At 56.4% G+C, this 15,991-nt stretch carries 9 protein-coding genes and 1 pseudogene; 7 read left to right on the top strand and 3 right to left on the bottom strand.

The window, feature by feature from the left end:
• Positions 1 to 985: 985 nt before the first annotated feature.
• Together GGD65_RS30710 and GGD65_RS30705 are read left to right on the top strand one after the other, a co-directional pair.
• Positions 986 to 1,759 carry an SDR family NAD(P)-dependent oxidoreductase gene (locus GGD65_RS30710; protein WP_183237686.1) on the top strand — a complete coding sequence of 258 codons (774 nt, stop codon included), beginning with the start codon at positions 986 to 988 and terminating at the stop codon, positions 1,757 to 1,759.
• 688 nt (positions 1,760 to 2,447) lie between these two features.
• Positions 2,448 to 3,200, top strand: a complete 753-nt coding sequence (locus GGD65_RS30705; RefSeq protein ID WP_183237685.1) for an enoyl-CoA hydratase/isomerase family protein — start codon at positions 2,448 to 2,450, stop codon at positions 3,198 to 3,200.
• Positions 3,201 to 3,263: 63 nt separating this feature from the next.
• On the opposite strand, the gene GGD65_RS41215 is transcribed toward GGD65_RS30705, so the two are convergent.
• Positions 3,264 to 3,668, bottom strand: coding sequence for a helix-turn-helix transcriptional regulator (locus GGD65_RS41215; protein ID WP_183237684.1), 405 nt, complete (start codon positions 3,666 to 3,668; stop codon positions 3,264 to 3,266).
• Between the two features lie 365 nt (positions 3,669 to 4,033).
• Between GGD65_RS41215 and GGD65_RS41210 the strand changes: the two are divergent.
• The 5 genes and pseudogenes from GGD65_RS41210 to GGD65_RS30675 form a co-directional block, all read left to right on the top strand.
• Positions 4,034 to 4,659, top strand: a pseudogene (locus GGD65_RS41210) (hypothetical protein); the annotation flags it as partial.
• A gap of 402 nt (positions 4,660 to 5,061) precedes the next feature.
• Positions 5,062 to 5,703: a hypothetical protein gene (locus GGD65_RS30690; protein WP_183237683.1), complete on the top strand. Its 642-nt coding sequence runs from the start codon at positions 5,062 to 5,064 to the stop codon at positions 5,701 to 5,703.
• A 242-nt stretch (positions 5,704 to 5,945) separates the two neighbouring features.
• Complete coding sequence (gene ccrA / locus GGD65_RS30685) at positions 5,946 to 7,229, top strand: crotonyl-CoA carboxylase/reductase (RefSeq protein ID WP_183237682.1); 1,284 nt, start codon at positions 5,946 to 5,948, stop codon at positions 7,227 to 7,229.
• A gap of 1,188 nt (positions 7,230 to 8,417) precedes the next feature.
• Positions 8,418 to 9,626, top strand: a complete 1,209-nt coding sequence (locus GGD65_RS30680; protein WP_183237763.1) for an acetyl-CoA C-acetyltransferase — start codon at positions 8,418 to 8,420, stop codon at positions 9,624 to 9,626.
• A 142-nt stretch (positions 9,627 to 9,768) separates the two neighbouring features.
• Complete coding sequence (locus tag GGD65_RS30675) at positions 9,769 to 11,973, top strand: 3-hydroxyacyl-CoA dehydrogenase NAD-binding domain-containing protein (protein ID WP_183237681.1); 2,205 nt, start codon at positions 9,769 to 9,771, stop codon at positions 11,971 to 11,973.
• A gap of 558 nt (positions 11,974 to 12,531) precedes the next feature.
• On the opposite strand, the gene proB is transcribed toward GGD65_RS30675, so the two are convergent.
• Positions 12,532 to 13,674 (bottom strand): glutamate 5-kinase, encoded by a 1,143-nt coding sequence (proB, locus tag GGD65_RS30670; protein ID WP_183237680.1) that lies wholly within the window; start codon positions 13,672 to 13,674, stop codon positions 12,532 to 12,534.
• Between the two features lie 154 nt (positions 13,675 to 13,828).
• On the bottom strand, positions 13,829 to 14,578 hold the full coding sequence (locus GGD65_RS30665; protein ID WP_183237679.1) for an enoyl-CoA hydratase/isomerase family protein: 750 nt from the start codon (positions 14,576 to 14,578) through the stop codon (positions 13,829 to 13,831).
• Positions 14,579 to 15,991: the final 1,413 nt, after the last annotated feature.

Genomic DNA, 15,991 nt, shown 5'->3' with positions numbered 1-15,991 from the left:
AGGTGACCGGCGACGGCTTCGGAAGATTTTGGAGCCTGCATGCGCGACCTCGACTACATCTGTTATCGCCGAGCCGAGTGCATCCGCCTCGTGCTCAACAATCTCTCAACCCATTCCGCCGACACCATCTACAGGCTTTGGGGGCGACGAAGCACGCGGGGGGCTGCGTCGAGTAGAGTTCCACCACGTCCCCAGGCACGTGAGCGAGGTCAATATGGTCGCGCTCGGACCGCATGCTTGCCTGCAAATGTCTCGCTCGGCCCATCGACAAATTTCACGCGCCGCGTTGCCGAGACCGTAGCCTAGAAAATGGCGCAATGCCGAGCGCGCGCGATGGATGTTCAGAACAGAAAAGACCCCGCGCCAAAATGGCCAACGCTTATCCAAAACCCGCAGCCGAATCAGGCAAAGGTCCAACGAGCTAAAACCTCGAGGTACAGCTTCGAGTGCCTGTTCCAGGGATCGTAAGGCATGCTTGCGAAGTGGTGCAAACAGGCCCCTAATGATCGATTTCTCGTAAGCAAGCTCGCCAAACTGGCTGCCAGTCGCACGGCGACGAGGAGCTGTAATTGCCTATGACAACCTCAGCGACGCTGCATGAAGCGAGCTCTATGGGATGCATTGCCGTTGGGTCGTGCAACGCGTGTTGAAGCATCGCTTCAGATCTTATCGCCGGAATTGGCGGACCGGCACCTCACCATCTCAATGCACAACCCGGCTACGAAAACTGACTGTTGACAGTGGACGCGTTCGTTTGGCACACGAGCACTACCTTATCTGTGGCGGCAGCTACGCGGCGATACAGTGGTTTTCGATTCGACTCGCCTCGAGTAGTCCCGTGCCTTGGCGGTACGGTCCATCAGAATAATGGCAGCGGCCTCTGAAAAGGAGAACTCTAGCTGCAGAATTAAAGCTGAGTTCATTTCTCCGACAGGAGTCGCTTGCGATAGCCGTGCCACGCGAGGCAAAACGAGGAGGGATCGTGATGTGGACGAACCAAGTGGCGCTGGTCACGGGCGCGTCGCGGGGCATCGGAAGGGCAATCGCATTTTCCCTAGCGCAGCGCGGTGCTGCCGTATGCGTCAACTTTGCAGAACGAGCGGGCGCGGCAGAGCAAGTTGCGAGCGGAATTAAGGCTGCTGGTGGTCACGCCATGACGGCGAGGGCAGACGTAGGGGATTTTGCATCAGTCAGGGCGATGGTTGAGCAGACAGAAGCACATCTTGGTCCAGTCACTATCCTCGTTAATAACGCTGGACTACTGTACCAGGCGACGCTTGAAACGTTTGATCAGAAGCAGTTCGACCACATGCGTCGGATCAATGTGGACGGCATCATTCACACAACGCGCGCTGTGAAGGCAAGCATGGGAACACGCGGCTATGGTCGGATTATTAACCTGACCTCAATCGCGGCAATCGGAGCCACGCTGCCCGGAAACGCATTTTATGCCGCGACGAAGGCAGAGGCGGCGATCCTGACGCGGCGCTTCGCAATGGAACTAGGACCCGACGGAATCACCGTGAACGCCGTCGCTCCCGGCTTCGTCCGGACGGACATGACGCAAGGAAGACTTCACGGCGCAGAATGGCACTCTATCGAGAGGCATGTTCGGGAGCGGACGATAGCGGGGCGCATCGGAGAACCTGAGGACGTTGCGAACGCCGTCGCGTTCCTAGCAGCTCCAGAGACGGGCTGGGTTACAGCTCAGATGCTGGCAGTAGACGGTGGACGAATGGATTATCTTGCCTGTGGCTAATCGCGATTGTCTCCGCGGCATAGTTATGCGGTGATAATTCGCGCTAGCCCTCTCATCTAATTTCTAAACTACATGACAGCCGGAGTCCAACTCGCCATCGTTGCCTGCTTCCGGCGCGGGTCGCCCGACGCCAGTCAGGGTGGCCCGCCAGGAGGCTTGCCGAGCGTCGATCGACTGCCCGCCGTGATGGCGATACTTTGCTTGAGCTGTCTCTTGTCGAACCCTTGGAACATACGAGATTACGACCATTTTGGAATCGAGATGCTGACCAACTTGCGGCCTTCACAAAGACGTTCGAAATCCTCCTGCGAAGGGCAAGAGAGGTAAGGCCGACAGGCCGCTCAAGGCTCTCACGTCCGCTGAGCTCCGGCTCTATGATCTTGAGGGCCTGGCTTGGCGAGGTCCTAGGCGCCACTCTAGAAGGCACAACCAGACACCGACGTGACACCAATGCGAGACCAGGAGCGGAGCACTAAATGCAACACGCTGTCCGGCCACGTGCCTTTGAGTTTTTTTCAGCCGGTCTATCGTCACGCCAAAGCGGGGAAGCGGCCACCTTATTCCCATTATAGGTGTACTTGTGATTGACAGTTTCTTTATATAGATGCATATTCATGCTTCAAGCGAAGTGTCAGGGGTGGTCGGCGAGCGATGAATTAACAGATGTGCGAGACTGATTGGAGAAACCATGCCCATTTTAGAAACGGAAGTTCGAGACGCAGTTCTGATCGCGCGATTCAATCACGCGAACGCGCAAAACCCGTTGAGCCTCGAGCTTGAGAACGCCATTCGCTACATATGCCGAGAGACTGAGGATAATCCTGCGATAAGAGCTTTAGTACTGACAGGAGGTAATGACCGATCCTTTTGCGTCGGTGGTGATTTTAACGAGATGGCCCAGATTTCTGGACGTGCAGCGATCGAGACCTTGATCGATAGATTGATTGATTTCTATTCTACGATACTCAATGTCACCAAGCCGACGGTTGCCGCAGTCGGCGGATACGCAATAGGGATCGGCTTTCAGATCGCGCTTTCCTGCGATTGGCGCGTGGGCTCGCCGGAAACCAAGCTGCTTATGTGGGAATTGAAGCACGGGATCGCCTGTACAATCGGCGGCTATATGCTCGAGAGTTTTTTCGGCCGAGCGGCGATGACTGATCTCATTTATGGGTGCGAAATTGTTCCGATTGCGTGGGCGGCGGACCACAAATTGCTTAACGAGGTGGTTGATTCGAACAGTCTTGTAGAGAACGCTATCGCACGCGCGCAGATGCTTGGTGGATTTCCAGAAGTCACTTTTCGACGAACGAAGGAGTCGGTAAATCGGGGTTTCATCGCTGGCTTGCACGCCATCGCGCCCCAGGCGAAGAAAGCTCATGTTGCGAGCGCCGCGACCAGCGCTGTTCAACAACACTTCAGACATGTACTTAAGCAGTAGCCGAAGCCTCCAACATGGTCGCAAAGCATGTTGCTGCACTTCGGCCGAAAGCTTTTCGAAGCCCTACGACCTAGTGTTAGGCTTCGAAAACCTCACGACCAAGGAGACGATATCCGCCCGAGCATTCTCGTCCTTAATCTTCGTGAACGCCGTGATAAGCTCAAGTACTTGCTTTGCCATCTTACCCTTTTGCACGTCCATTATCGCAGAAACGTCCGAGAGGCGCGACGTGCGCGCTACTGATTTATGTTCATCGACATCGAAAAAATGTGAGATGGGTGTATTCAGTACCCGGGCAATTTCATAAAGGCGACTGGCCGGCACTCTACTTGTCCCATTCTCATGCTTCTGCAGCTGCTGAAAAACTATGTCTAGTTGACTGGCGAGCTCCTTCTGACTAAGCCCGATCTTCTTTCGCTGGCTTCGAATGCGTTCGCCAATTCTGGCATCGAGATCGTTGCACGTCACAATTGAACGCAGCCTCCTTTTTCTTTCCAAACACTACTGTAACATTTTCAAGTATTTGTTCAACTGAGTCCCCGCTGCGATGGGGAGGGATCGCGCGGACACGATAGCGTCTTCGGCTTGCTCGAGGCGCATCACTCGCTTCCGCACCTTATCGGTCCCGGCGACATCATCATCATGGACAACCTCACCAACAAAAAAGGGCAAGTCGAGCCCCTCGGCTCATTCGCGGAGCCGATCAGGGCCGGGTCATCGAAAGGTCATGTGAGTTCCAAGATAATTCGGATCGTCAATGACTTTGCTCGGCCTAGCTCATCTTGCGAGTTGCTATGCGGCGTCAAGCGCGCTGCAGACGAACATGTACAGGTGTCATGAGCTTGTCGGAACGGCAGGCCTGCCCGATCGCCGGCGCGTATCAGAAGATGATCCATTATTGTCCAGCCGCCCTGCGGACGCGGAGCTGCGTGGCCCGTTGCGATCTCGCTAACGAGGCGGCGTTTCGGCTACCCGGCTGTTTCGTCCTGCTGAGGCGGAAGGGAGAGCCGCCCGGGATCAACCGGATCTACCGGCTGTGTCGCGAGGAAGGGCTCACCGTCCGCAAGCGGCGGGCTCCCCGCAAAGCTGCGGAGACCCGTGCCCCGATCCTGATCGAGGCGAGGCCCAACGCGCGGTGGTCGCTGGACTTCGTCCACACCCAGTTCGTCAACGGCCGGCGCTTCCGCATTCTCAACGTCGTCGATGTCGTCACTAAGGAATGCCCTGGGCGCCATTCCGGAGATGACGGCAAGCCAGGAATGATCGTGTCCCGAGTCGCCGACTACAATATCCGGCGGCCTCACTCGTCGCTGAAATACCTGAGCCCGGCGGCCTAGGCCGCCCACCTCACCGCAACGAACGATCGGCTGCGCAACCCGACCAGCTCCGCCGATCCTCCGCTGCTCCACCCGCGCCACTTGGCGTGCAAAACCCCGAGACTCTAATCGACGCTGGATGACATTCAGCGGAAGTTCAAAAAGCGACGCGACGATCATCTGCACTCTCGACTTCACCGATAGTCCCTGAACCGGGATACCAGTGCTTCGCAAAACCTTCTTGCGGCCGCCGGCTGGGAGGACAAAGACTTGGCCGCGTGATACGTGCGATCGCGTTCGTGAAAAGGATAATGGCATTGTCACGTCATAAAATAGGAGCAGCTACAGGAGCCGCTTCTTGAAGATTGCCAATATGAGAAGCGAGAGTCATCATCAGCCTCCTTCAATTGGTAGGCGCCCTTCCTTGTTTTTCGGCGTAGTATTTCGAGCTATCATCGGATTCCGGACTGATGCGACGCAATTTGCGGTCGTAGTAGCCTCAAGACCATGGTTCGACAAATCAGAGATCGCGAGAGGAGCGCATTTTGCAAAGTCACATCGGGACCCGGGCGACGCGTGATACCGCCAATAGACAGATCACGCCTGCAAAAAGCAGCCTGCTTGAAACCGCCAAAAGTTCCGCTGACTGTTCCTTCTCGATAAAACGTCGCACTCCAACGGCGGTAGTGGGAGCCGATAGTCTCTACTTCAGCGATTTGTGCCAGGCCCTCAATCAATGTGGCATTCATGTTGTTGCGGGCGAATTAGACCAGAGTCTATCGCTGGCCGTCGAACATCAGCCGGATATCATCCTCGTTGCCTCCCCTCCGATTGGACACGCAATGAAAACCTGCCAGAGCCTTCTCGAGAATCCTCTAACGACAAATATTCCAATCTTCGTTAGCTCGCTGGGCGACGCTATGGTCGATAACATCTCGTCGATTTTCCTCAAAGGGACTGCTAAAGCGACACCTGGCGAGTTCCATTTTCGACAAAGCATGCGAAGCAAAGGAGCGTTCGCGGCCGACGACAATGAATATGGAGACGCATCTAAACGGCGGCGGCAACTGCTGAACGTTCTCGACCTGCTTCGTTACGCTGAAGATCAGATTTCAAGGCTGAATCTTGAGACATCGACCGTTCTTTTGGGAGCGACGGTCGCGGATGTTGCTCGAAATTTGAAATAGTGCGTTGCCGGCACAGTATTCTGAAGGCTATCTCGACTGGCTAAACGTCGAGACTGATTGAGCAGTGCCGCACAATTATGAAAACATGTTCCAAACGAACGCTTCGCGGCCCTCTTCATTACTGCGCTTACAGCGCGCACGATTATCTCGCGATAGACTGGAATATGGTCGCGGCTAGTGACTGAAAAGTATCAACAACTCACGTAGACGCGCCTGCTCATCTTATTTGCGTCGAGGTACACATGATCGAGATCAATAAATATGGCGGCCAACCTCCGTCAGTGACGGACCAGGCCACATCTATCGCGAAGGATCTTTACGAGATTGGCGAAATTCCGCCATTGGGTCATGTACCGAAGCACATGTACGCTTGGGTCATACGGCGAGAGCGGCATGGGGATCCGGAGTCTGCAATGCAGGTGGAGGTGGTTGATACCCCCTCCACAGGATCGGAGGACGCCCTGGTCATGATTATGGCGACCGGGATAGGCTACAACTCTATTTTTGCGTCTCTTGGGACGCCAGTCTCGCCCTTCGACGTGCATGGGCACCCCTACCATATCTGCGGAGGAGAGGCTGCAGGAGTTGTTTGGGCTATCGGAGATCGCGTGACGAAATGGAAGATTGGTGACGAGGTGGTTCTTCATTCCCATCAGGACGACGGCGACGATATTGAGTGCAATGGCGGCGATCCCACGCTCTCACCTTCGCAGAGAATTTGGGGTTATGAAACTCCAGACGGATCCTTTGCGCAATTCGCTCGCGTTCAAGCGCGGCAGCTCTTAGCTCGACCAACGCATCTAAGCTGGGAGGAGAGTGCCTGCTATACGGGCACGCTGGCACCCGCATACAGGATGTTGTTTGGGCATCCACCACACGGGCTCCGACCAGGTCAAAATGTTTTAGTGTGGGGAGCAGCTGGCGGGCTTGGCTCGATGGCAGTCCAACTCGTAAGAGTTGCCGGGGCGAACGCGATCGGCATCGTATCTGATGAGTTTAAGCAGGACTATGTGATGTCCTTGGGCGCCAAAGGCGTAATAAACCGGAAGGAGTTCGAATGCTGGGGCCGACTTCCCGATATCAACGACATCGAATACAGCGATTACATGAAGGAGGTGCGCCGGTTTGGAAGAGCTATTTGGGAGATTACCGGAAAGGGTAATGACGTCGACATTGCCTTCGAGCACCCGGGAGAGATGACGTTTCCAGTCAGCTGCTACGTGGTGAAACGAGGCGGAATGGTTGTCTTTTGTGGAGGGACCTCAGGTTACCACTTCACGATGGATGCGCGCTTTGTCTGGATGCGACAGAAACGAATCCAGGGTAGCCACTTCGCGAGTCCATATCAAGTGTGGGAAGCGAATCGACTCGTTGTTGAGCGGCGCATAGATCCCTGTCTGTCCGAAGCCTTCACTTGGAGCGAACTTCCGCGCGCACACACGAAAATGTGGAGAAATCAGCATCAACCTGGAAACATGGCGGTTCTCGTACAAGCAAGTACGACGCACTCTGCTAGCAAACGATAGAGTACACGCATGTGGAGCCTCTTTCGGCGTGAGCTCGGCCGCCCCAACTTGGTCCTTGCAAGCCTTTATCACGAGCCCTGCCGCGACTCCGGATCCAGAAAGTAGGAAAGCGTCTGGTGTTTGGAAAGTCTGGAGCAGTCTACCAACTCCTGAATCGTCCGGCACGGTGATCCATATTGGTGATCGTGAGAGTGACATCTACGACCTTTTCTGCGTAGCGCAGGAGATGGAACTCATTTCCTGATCAGGACCTGTGTCGCCCCTGTTGGCTGATCACCCGAGCGCTGACGAAATGGACGGGGTCGCCGTCAAAGGGCTCCATCGCATCGAACTCAGAGACAGAAATTTTGGGCGGCTGGATACTGCGCATCTTTCTATAACCCGGCAGCTGATCGAATAGAGGTTCTACCTATCTTTGTTGCTGTCTTTGCTCCGAACCAGATGGTCACAACGAACCACGAAAAATACCAAATATCTTAGGTACGAATCAGCGAAGCAGAGGAGTCCCTCCCTTCGTTGGTCTCATCGGATTGCATTCCGCGAGGTTATAACCGACTTTGCGAAGCGGTCTCCGCCCGGCTCGCGAGCGATAACGCATCGTACGAAGGGATAGCTGAATGTTCCACGACGGTGAACTAGGGGCCGTAGCCGGATGCATACCTTTGTTCGGCTTATGACAGCGATACAATAGGCTGTCGGGTTTGAAACACCGACGTCCTAGTGATCAGCGTCCCTTCTTGAGCATAATCAGAAGTCTAACTCGGCCTGAACGACTCTGGCATGACAGTTGCTATTGAGAGGAGGCGACCCTGGCTGAGGGCCGAGTGCATTCAAACCCGCAAAACGAGCGATGCGCTCCGTTCCTTGATTTGGGTCCACGCTCTGGGAGGAGGAAAGAAAGAGCATGCGTGATAAAGGACGATCCCATTCTTGCGTAGCTCAACCTCGATACCTAGGCGGTGAAACACATTCCAGTCCTAGCGAACGATGTCGTCAGCGGTCGAGTATCCGGCCTAGAGCTGGTCAGGGCACAAGATGTTCGTTCTATGCTTTCTGACCCCACACATCCAAGCCAGCGAGTGCCTCGTGCGTGCGCCAGCTTCTACGATAGCCGATCCGGCCTCGCCACTCATCTCAAGCTGCTGCTAAGGCCGCTTTTATATCATGATCACCATTCAGGAGCGCTTCATGCCTGAAGCATATATCTACGATCACGTTCGCACGCCGCGCGGCCGCGGCAAGCCGGACGGCGCGCTGCACGAGGTCACGGCACTGCGGCTCGCCACCATTCCGCTCGAGGTACTGAGGGAGCGCAACAATCTTCCGGAAAATTCAATCAATGATATCGTCCTCGGCGTGGTCGATCCAATCGGCGAAGCCGGTGGCGACATCGCCCGCATCGCTGCTCTGAAAGCGGGATTGGGTCAGGCCGTGCCCGGCGTGCAGATCAGCCGGTTTTGCGCCTCTGGCCTGGACGCGGTGAACTTTGCCGCCGCCCAGATCATGAGCGGTCAGCATGAACTTGTGATCGGCGGCGGTGCCGAATCGATGAGCCGGGTAGGCATTGGAGCATCGGGCGGCGCCTTAGCGATGGATCCTTCAATTGCGGTGCCCGCGTATTTTATGCCTCAGGGCGTTTCGGCCGATTTGATCGCCACCAAATACGGCTTCTCCCGTGAAGACGTCGACGCCTACTCCGTGCGGAGCCAGCAGCGCGCGGCCAAGGCTTGGGACAAGGGCCTCTTCAACAGGTCGGTCGTGCCGGTGAAGGACATCAACGGGCTGACCATCCTCGCCAAGGACGAGCACATGCGCCCGAACACGACCATGCACTCGCTGGCGCAGCTCAAACCGTCTTTTGCGGAGATTGCCCAGCTGGGCGGCTTTGATGCGGTCGCGATCCAGTCGCACCCTGAAGTCGAGCGCATTAACTATGTGCATCACGCCGGGAACTCATCAGGTATCGTCGACGGCGCCGCCGCCGTACTGCTTGGCAGCAAGGACGCCGGCACGAAATACGGCCTGAAGGCACGTGCAAAAGTCCGCGCCTTCGCCAATATCGGCTCCGAGCCCGCGATGATGCTGACCGGGCCGGTCGACGTTACTAAGAAACTGCTCGCGCGCTCCGGCATCAAGAAATCGGATATCGACCTGTTCGAGCTCAACGAAGCGTTTGCATCGGTTGTGCTGCGCTATATCCAAGCGTTGGAAATCGACAATGACAAGATCAATGTTAATGGGGGCGCGATCGCGCTCGGCCACCCGTTAGGCGCCACTGGCGCGATCATCCTCGGCACTGTGCTCGACGAGCTTGAGCGCACCGACAAGGAACTCGCCTTGGTGACACTATGCATAGGAGGTGGCATGGGAACTGCCACGGTCATCGAACGGGTGTAACTGCCGACGATTGGATCGCCGAGAACAATTCACCCTTCCGCTTCGCGCATTACGCCAGCGCGGCGGACCCATAGCCCCAAAGTACTAGATCATCGATTCAAATCGTCGCACCTGCAAATGCAATGGCGGTCGAGGGAACAACATGACCTTGAAGAATTTCACAATCGAAACGGACGCTGACGGTATTGCGCTGATTACCTGGGACATTCCAGACCGTTCGACGAACTTGCTGGACGAGACAACGATCAACGAGCTCGAGGAGATCACGAAGCAGACCTCAGCCGATGACAAGATCAAAGGTGTGGTCATCACCTCAGGCAAAGAATCGGTCTCGGTCGATGTAGATCTTGAGATGATCGAGGAAATACGCCACGCCTATGCGCAGTCGTTTGCGAAGAGCGGCGAAACTGCGGCACACCAACTCCTGTTCGATCAGAGCTGCCGCTTGTCGCTCATTCTTCGAACCATCGAAACCTCGGGCAAGCCATGGGCTGCTGCGATCAACGGTCCCGCGCTCGGCAGCGGTTTTGAACTCACGCTCTGCTGCCACTACCGCGTCGCCGCGGACAATCCGAAAATTATGCTTGGTTTACCGCAAATCAAAGTAGGCCTTCTTCCCGGTGCCGGCGGCACCCAGCGCGTGCCGCGCATGGTTGCGCTGCAAGACGCGATGCAGATCCTGCTCAAGGGCGAGCCCATTGATCTGACGCGCGCCCACGCGCTGAGGTTGATTGATGCTATTGTGCCGCCGGCCGATCTGATCAAGGCGGCGAGAACCTGGATCAAGCGTGGCGGCAGGGCCGTGGCGCCCTGGGACGAGAAGCGATTCAAACTGCCAAGTGGTCCCGTGTTCTCCAAGGCCGGCATGATGATGTTCCCGGTGGGCAATGCCATGTATCGGCGCGAGACTTACGATAATTACCCGGCCGCGCGCGCCGTGATGAGCTGCGTCTACGAAGGCCTCCAGCTGCCCATGGATGCGGCGTTACGTGTTGAGTCGCGCTATTTCGCGCATATCCTGCGCTCGAAGGAAGCGCAGGCCATGATCCGCAGCTTGATCGTTTCAAAGCAAGAATTGAACAAAGGCACCCGCCGTCCGCAGAACGTGCCGCCGACAAAGGTGAAAAAGCTCGCCGTGATTGGTGCCGGCTTTGTAGGCGCGAGTGTCGGGTACGTCTCAGCTCGCGCCGGAATTGAGGTGGTTCTGATCACTCGTCACCAGGAGAGCGCGGACAAGGCGAAGGCCCACGCCAATGCTATGTTCGATAACCTGATCAAGAAAGGCAGCGCCAAGGAAAGCGATCGCCACGAGACGCTCGCACGCATGATCGCCACCGTTGACTATGCAGCCATCAAAGATTGCGACCTAATCATCGAATCCGTGTTTGAGGACCGCAAAGTCAAGTCCGATGTCAACGCAAAGGCGCAACCCTTCTTGAAAGAGACGGCGATCTTCGCATCCAACACGTCGACGCTGCCGATAACTTCGCTGTCCGAAGAGTTCAAGGATCAAACAAGGTTCATCGGCATCCATTTCTTCTCGCCGGTGGAGAAGATGATGCTGGTCGAGGTGATCGTTGGCAAGAACACCGGTGATGCCGCGCTTGCGACCGCGCTCGACTATGTCAGACAGATCGGCAAGACACCGATCGTAGTCAACGATTCCCGTGGCTTCTTCGCGAACCGCTGCGTGGCCCGCTATATCTCCGAAGGTAGCCAAATGTTTTTGGAGGGCGTCCCCCCAGCAATGATTGAAAATTGCGCTAAGATGGCGGGCATGCCGGTCGGGCCGCTCTCGTTGTCTGACGAAACCGCGCTCGATCTCCGCTTGAGTATCATGAAGGCGACTGAAGCCGATCTCGGTTCGAATGCGATCGACCAAGAGGAGAAGAAATTGATGGTCGAACTCGTCGAAAAGCGGCAGCGCTTCGGCCGCAAGAATAGCAAGGGCTTTTACGATTATCCGGACAAAGGCAAGGGCCGGAAGCGGCTCTGGCCGGGCCTTGCCGACCTGCAGCCCACCCAGCTCGACCCCGATACGCTCGACGTCGGAGAGCTGAAGCAGCGCTTTCTGGTGGTGCAGGCGGTGGAGGCGGCACGCGCCGTAGAGGAGCGCGTCATCACCGATCCGCGCGAGGCCGATCTCGGCTCTATTTTCGGCTTTGGCTTCGCGCCGTTCACGGGCGGCCTGCTCTCGTACATCGATTTTATGGACACCATGAGGTTCCTCGAGCTGTGCCACAAACTCGAAGCAAAATTTGGTCCTCGTTTCGCCCCTCCGAAACTACTGGAGGAGATGGCGGAAAACGGCGAGATTTTCTACGGCCGCTTCCGGCCGAAGAAATAGCCGGTTGCAGCGTGGCTGCATTCACGGGGACACGAGGTTGGTAGACATTCCGTACCTCTTCCTTGTTCCTCGCCGCAGGAGACGGGGCCGGTTGATTGGGCCTGATTTGCCTCGGCGAGGTTCCTCGGCCAACTTCTGTTGCCTCCCCCTCACCCGGCTCAGCTTCGCCACCTGCCCTGCCCCGTGGGCTCGTCTTAGAATCAACAGATTGGCAATTTGACATGAGTGCCGCTGAGCAAGCGGCACACATAACATAATTATGGCCCGCAGCCTCACCAATATAGCCGCGCGGCGCTCCGCTCTGTTCGCCGCGGCTAGCACAATGATCGGCCTGAAAATGGAAAAACAGCTTACAGCGATAGCTGCCGTATCGCGGCTTGGGTTTCCTTCATTGCCGTGTCCCGTTTTTTTAAGCTCGCCCAAGTCGTTGAGGCTCGCCGCTCGGACGTAAGAGAGACGGGCTGGCGCTTCCGGGCTAGCACTGAGCAGGGTTGGCGATACGCTGGAGTCGAGTTGCGTTTAGTTGAATCGCAAACAGCTTCACTTTCTAGTCTGACATTAGTTCGCAAGTGCCAAATCGTCTCCATCAATGACCTGGCCAAGCTTACAACATGTCAGCGAGGCTACAGCTTCCCGTCGCGATCGGCGGGTCATCCAGCGCAATTCTCTGTTGGAATAAATCGAAAGACCTCGAGCAACTTCGTTGCCATGGACGTCACGTACGATAATAGCATCACCTCGACCAAAGTCGCCATCAAACGATGTCACTCCGTCGATGTGAAGACCCTGGCCTAGCCTCAGCTGAATCGCTGTTGCATCAGCAACCACGACGACACCTTCCGGTCTTAAAGCGCTCGCGATCCACGTCTTCCGAGCGATGAGCGCTCCGATGGAAGGAAGAAACCAAGTACATGGCTTACCGGCGTCAATCGCCGCGAGAGGATGCGCACCGCGGCCGTCCGCAATTATCACGGTGCATCCTGAAGCAAGCGCCATCCGCGCGGCGACGAGCTTAGCTGTCATCCCGCCGGAGCTGTAGCCGAACCGCGCACCTCCAGCCATGCGTTCGATTTCCGGCGTCACATCATGCACCTCCCTTATCAAAGTTCCACTTGATGATACATTCGGATCTGCCGAGTAAAGCCCAGCCACGTTGGATAGAAGTACCAACGTGTCGCTGCCAATTAACCGTGCAGCGCGGGCGGCAAGACGATCATTGTCGCCAAAACTCCCCGCGCGCGTCGCAATAGCGTCGTTTTCGTTCAGTACGGGAATCGCTTGAAATGTCAAAAGCTTGATCAGGCATGCGCGGACGTTGAGCAGACGCTGCCTTTCTGTCGTGTCGTTGAGGGTGAGTAGAACCTGCGCTGTCGTCAGCCGATATCGCGCGAATGCTTCGCGGTACATTCTGGTGAGGTGCATTTGTCCGACCGCAGCGGCAGCCTGCCGGTCCCTCGTCGGCAGCATTGTCTGGTGTAGATCAAGACGATGTCTTCCAATGGCGACGGCGCCGGACGAAACCACAGCCACATCCTGACCGCGACTACGAAGCCGCGCGACGTCTTCCGCCAACAATTCGAGCCATGGCTCTCGAGTTACGCCGGTGGTGGGATCGACGATGAGGGCTGAGCCGACCTTCACGATAATGCGCCGCGCCCCAGCCATCGTTCGTGAAGTCGGCGGGAACGTCTGCGCCCCCATTCCTTTACCTCGTCTCGGTACCGCGAAGTCCGGGACCGGAGTGGATCGCATAAGGTCCTCGTTCGACATAATAGATCCGGTGCATAGAGTCCACTAACAAGATCCAGACCATGCCGTTTCTTGCTAAGATATTCGATGTGTCCGACGCAGGACATCACCGGCGCAGAACTTGTGCAAAATGAGCCCCTGCGGACTTGCTACAGAAACCGTCCACGTGAATCTTCTTCGCAAGGGGGGCTAGTTCGTTCAGCCCCGCGATAAATGAGCTATTTACGGCCTCCTTAGTTCGCCGAAAGGTGACCTCCGGGTATGCGCCAAGCACTGCTGCTCGCGAAATAGCATTTTCGACGACATCCTTCGCCTCGGCAATCTCGCTGAACAGCTTGTGTTTGGTGGCCCAATCAACCGGCACAACTTCGCATCCGAAGATAGTGTCGAACATCGCCGCGCGACCCAGCGACCTCTCGAGCATATAGGCGCCGAGTGGGTAACCTATCCCGTGCTTGAGCTCCCAGCCGAGCACCTTGGTCGTTTTCGTTGCCACACGCCAATCGCAGCAGAGCGCGATTTGGAGTCCTGCGCCAATGGCATAGCCGTCGATACCAGCGACGATGGGCTTGGTTACGCTCAGAATTGCGACATACAGCTGTATTATTCGAGCTACTACGTTCTCAACGTCGGTCTGTGTTCTAGCGTTTGCTTCTTTGAAGTCGTCACCGACGCAGAATGAGCGGTGCACTCCGCCGGTAAGGACAATTGCCTTAACGGCCGGTTCGTCCTGGGCAAATTGACAGGTCTCGACAATGGCGTTCACAAGTCCTCGGTTGAGCGGATTCACAGGCTTTTGCCGATTGAACTGTGCCACAAGGACCGGCCCCCTCGTGTATAAATTTAGTACCGTCATTGCAAATCTCCCGCCTGTTGGGGCTGCCAAATGCGAAACTGCGTATGCGCAAAAGAAGTGTTTAACCGACATCAACTCCTGCTCGGCCTGGCGGACCAGATTTCGTGGTCAGGGCTAGCCGTCCGTGCACCTGACAGCAACCATCAATCAGCAAGCAACGATTGTGCCAGCGATGGGAGAACCGAAAGATAGTTGGATGAAAAATTGATGGCCGAGCTGAGTTCAACGCACGCTTTCCATGCTCGACGGCAAAAAGCAAATCTGCGCGCCTCGGAATCGTCGGTGGTCGTGAGCACGACCAAAGGCCTTAAGATCCGAAAAAAATAGCAGACCAGGCGCAACGAATCGGAGCTCGAATTTTCTCAACCGACTCCGCTGCGAGGCGCTTGTCCTGGGCCAAGCGTAACGAAAACAAATCGACTAAGCACGCACGTGCTCTGAGATCCATGCTGCCTAGCCGGCGCTACCGACAGGTGGCGAGCACAATGGCAGTCTCGCATGCTGCAGCCCGGGACGACAACTCCCCTGGGGTGCGGCAGGATGAGATCGCCAGCAGCAACCGCATATGCTCGTTTGACTCGTTCGTCGCACCCCGTCCGTACCGAAGCAATGGCAAGCCCCGTTATCCTTTTAAGCCAGATGTTCGACACTCAGTACGAAACGTTTGGGCATCATCTTCTTCTATCTTCGCCGGCCTGTCTCTTTGAAGACTTGATGTCGTAAATCCGACAAGCCACTCGGCTAACACCCGCACTCAGCTTTAGCGGAGTTCGGTGCTTCTCTCGTTACGCATGACGGGATCACCGTCCGGATGACAGAGGACGCACCTCCACAAATGGGGGCTGCTTTTCGTTCCAGGATTCCACGCACGACGCTGCCTCTTAGCCCTGTCATGTCTCTGGATATCAACAAACCACTTCACATAGCCTCTGAGCGTGCATTCACCAGCCTCGGGCTAGACCCGCCCTAGCGATGCTGAGTTTCGAAGATCGTCCTGGCGGTGGCGCCATCGCAGCGGTTCTGATGGATGATCCAACTGATCAATATTTTGCGTGCTGGTGCGCGACAATTTTTTGGCTCACGCGCCGAGGCGAAGTCGACACATTTCTTGCCGCGATCGGATTTGAAGCGCGCTCACGGACCCCCGTGTTGTGCGGCATGGCTATAGCCTGCGCGAACGATCCAGGCCGGCACCGGCCCGATCAAGCTCGCCGCACGGAAAGATTCACGACGTGGGGCGGCCGGCGATAGTGAACGGATCGGATTCAGCTCGGAACCTCGCACTATGGTTACGGCGGCCCAGAAGTCTGGATCCGCTGTCGCCGGCGCTGTATCTCCACGGCATCCCGAACGGCGATTTCCTGGAGGCACTGACGGCCTTGCTGGAGGCGACGAGCGCTGAATCTGTCACCC

The organism is Bradyrhizobium sp. CIR18, from assembly GCF_014198295.1.
Classification (GTDB): domain Bacteria; phylum Pseudomonadota; class Alphaproteobacteria; order Rhizobiales; family Xanthobacteraceae; genus Bradyrhizobium.
Note: the sequence above shows the minus strand (reverse complement) of the source record. Positions and strands in the feature narration are given on the sequence as shown.

Coding starts and splice junctions, on each gene's coding strand:
- GGD65_RS30710 (WP_183237686.1), top strand. CDS start 986: ATGTGGACGAACCAAGTGGCGCTGGTCACGGGCGCGTCGCGGGGCATC.
- GGD65_RS30705 (WP_183237685.1), top strand. CDS start 2,448: ATGCCCATTTTAGAAACGGAAGTTCGAGACGCAGTTCTGATCGCGCGA.
- ccrA (WP_183237682.1), top strand. CDS start 5,946: ATGATCGAGATCAATAAATATGGCGGCCAACCTCCGTCAGTGACGGAC.
- GGD65_RS30680 (WP_183237763.1), top strand. CDS start 8,418: ATGCCTGAAGCATATATCTACGATCACGTTCGCACGCCGCGCGGCCGC.
- GGD65_RS30675 (WP_183237681.1), top strand. CDS start 9,769: ATGACCTTGAAGAATTTCACAATCGAAACGGACGCTGACGGTATTGCG.
- proB (WP_183237680.1), bottom strand. CDS start 13,674: ATGGGGGCGCAGACGTTCCCGCCGACTTCACGAACGATGGCTGGGGCG.
- GGD65_RS30665 (WP_183237679.1), bottom strand. CDS start 14,578: ATGACGGTACTAAATTTATACACGAGGGGGCCGGTCCTTGTGGCACAG.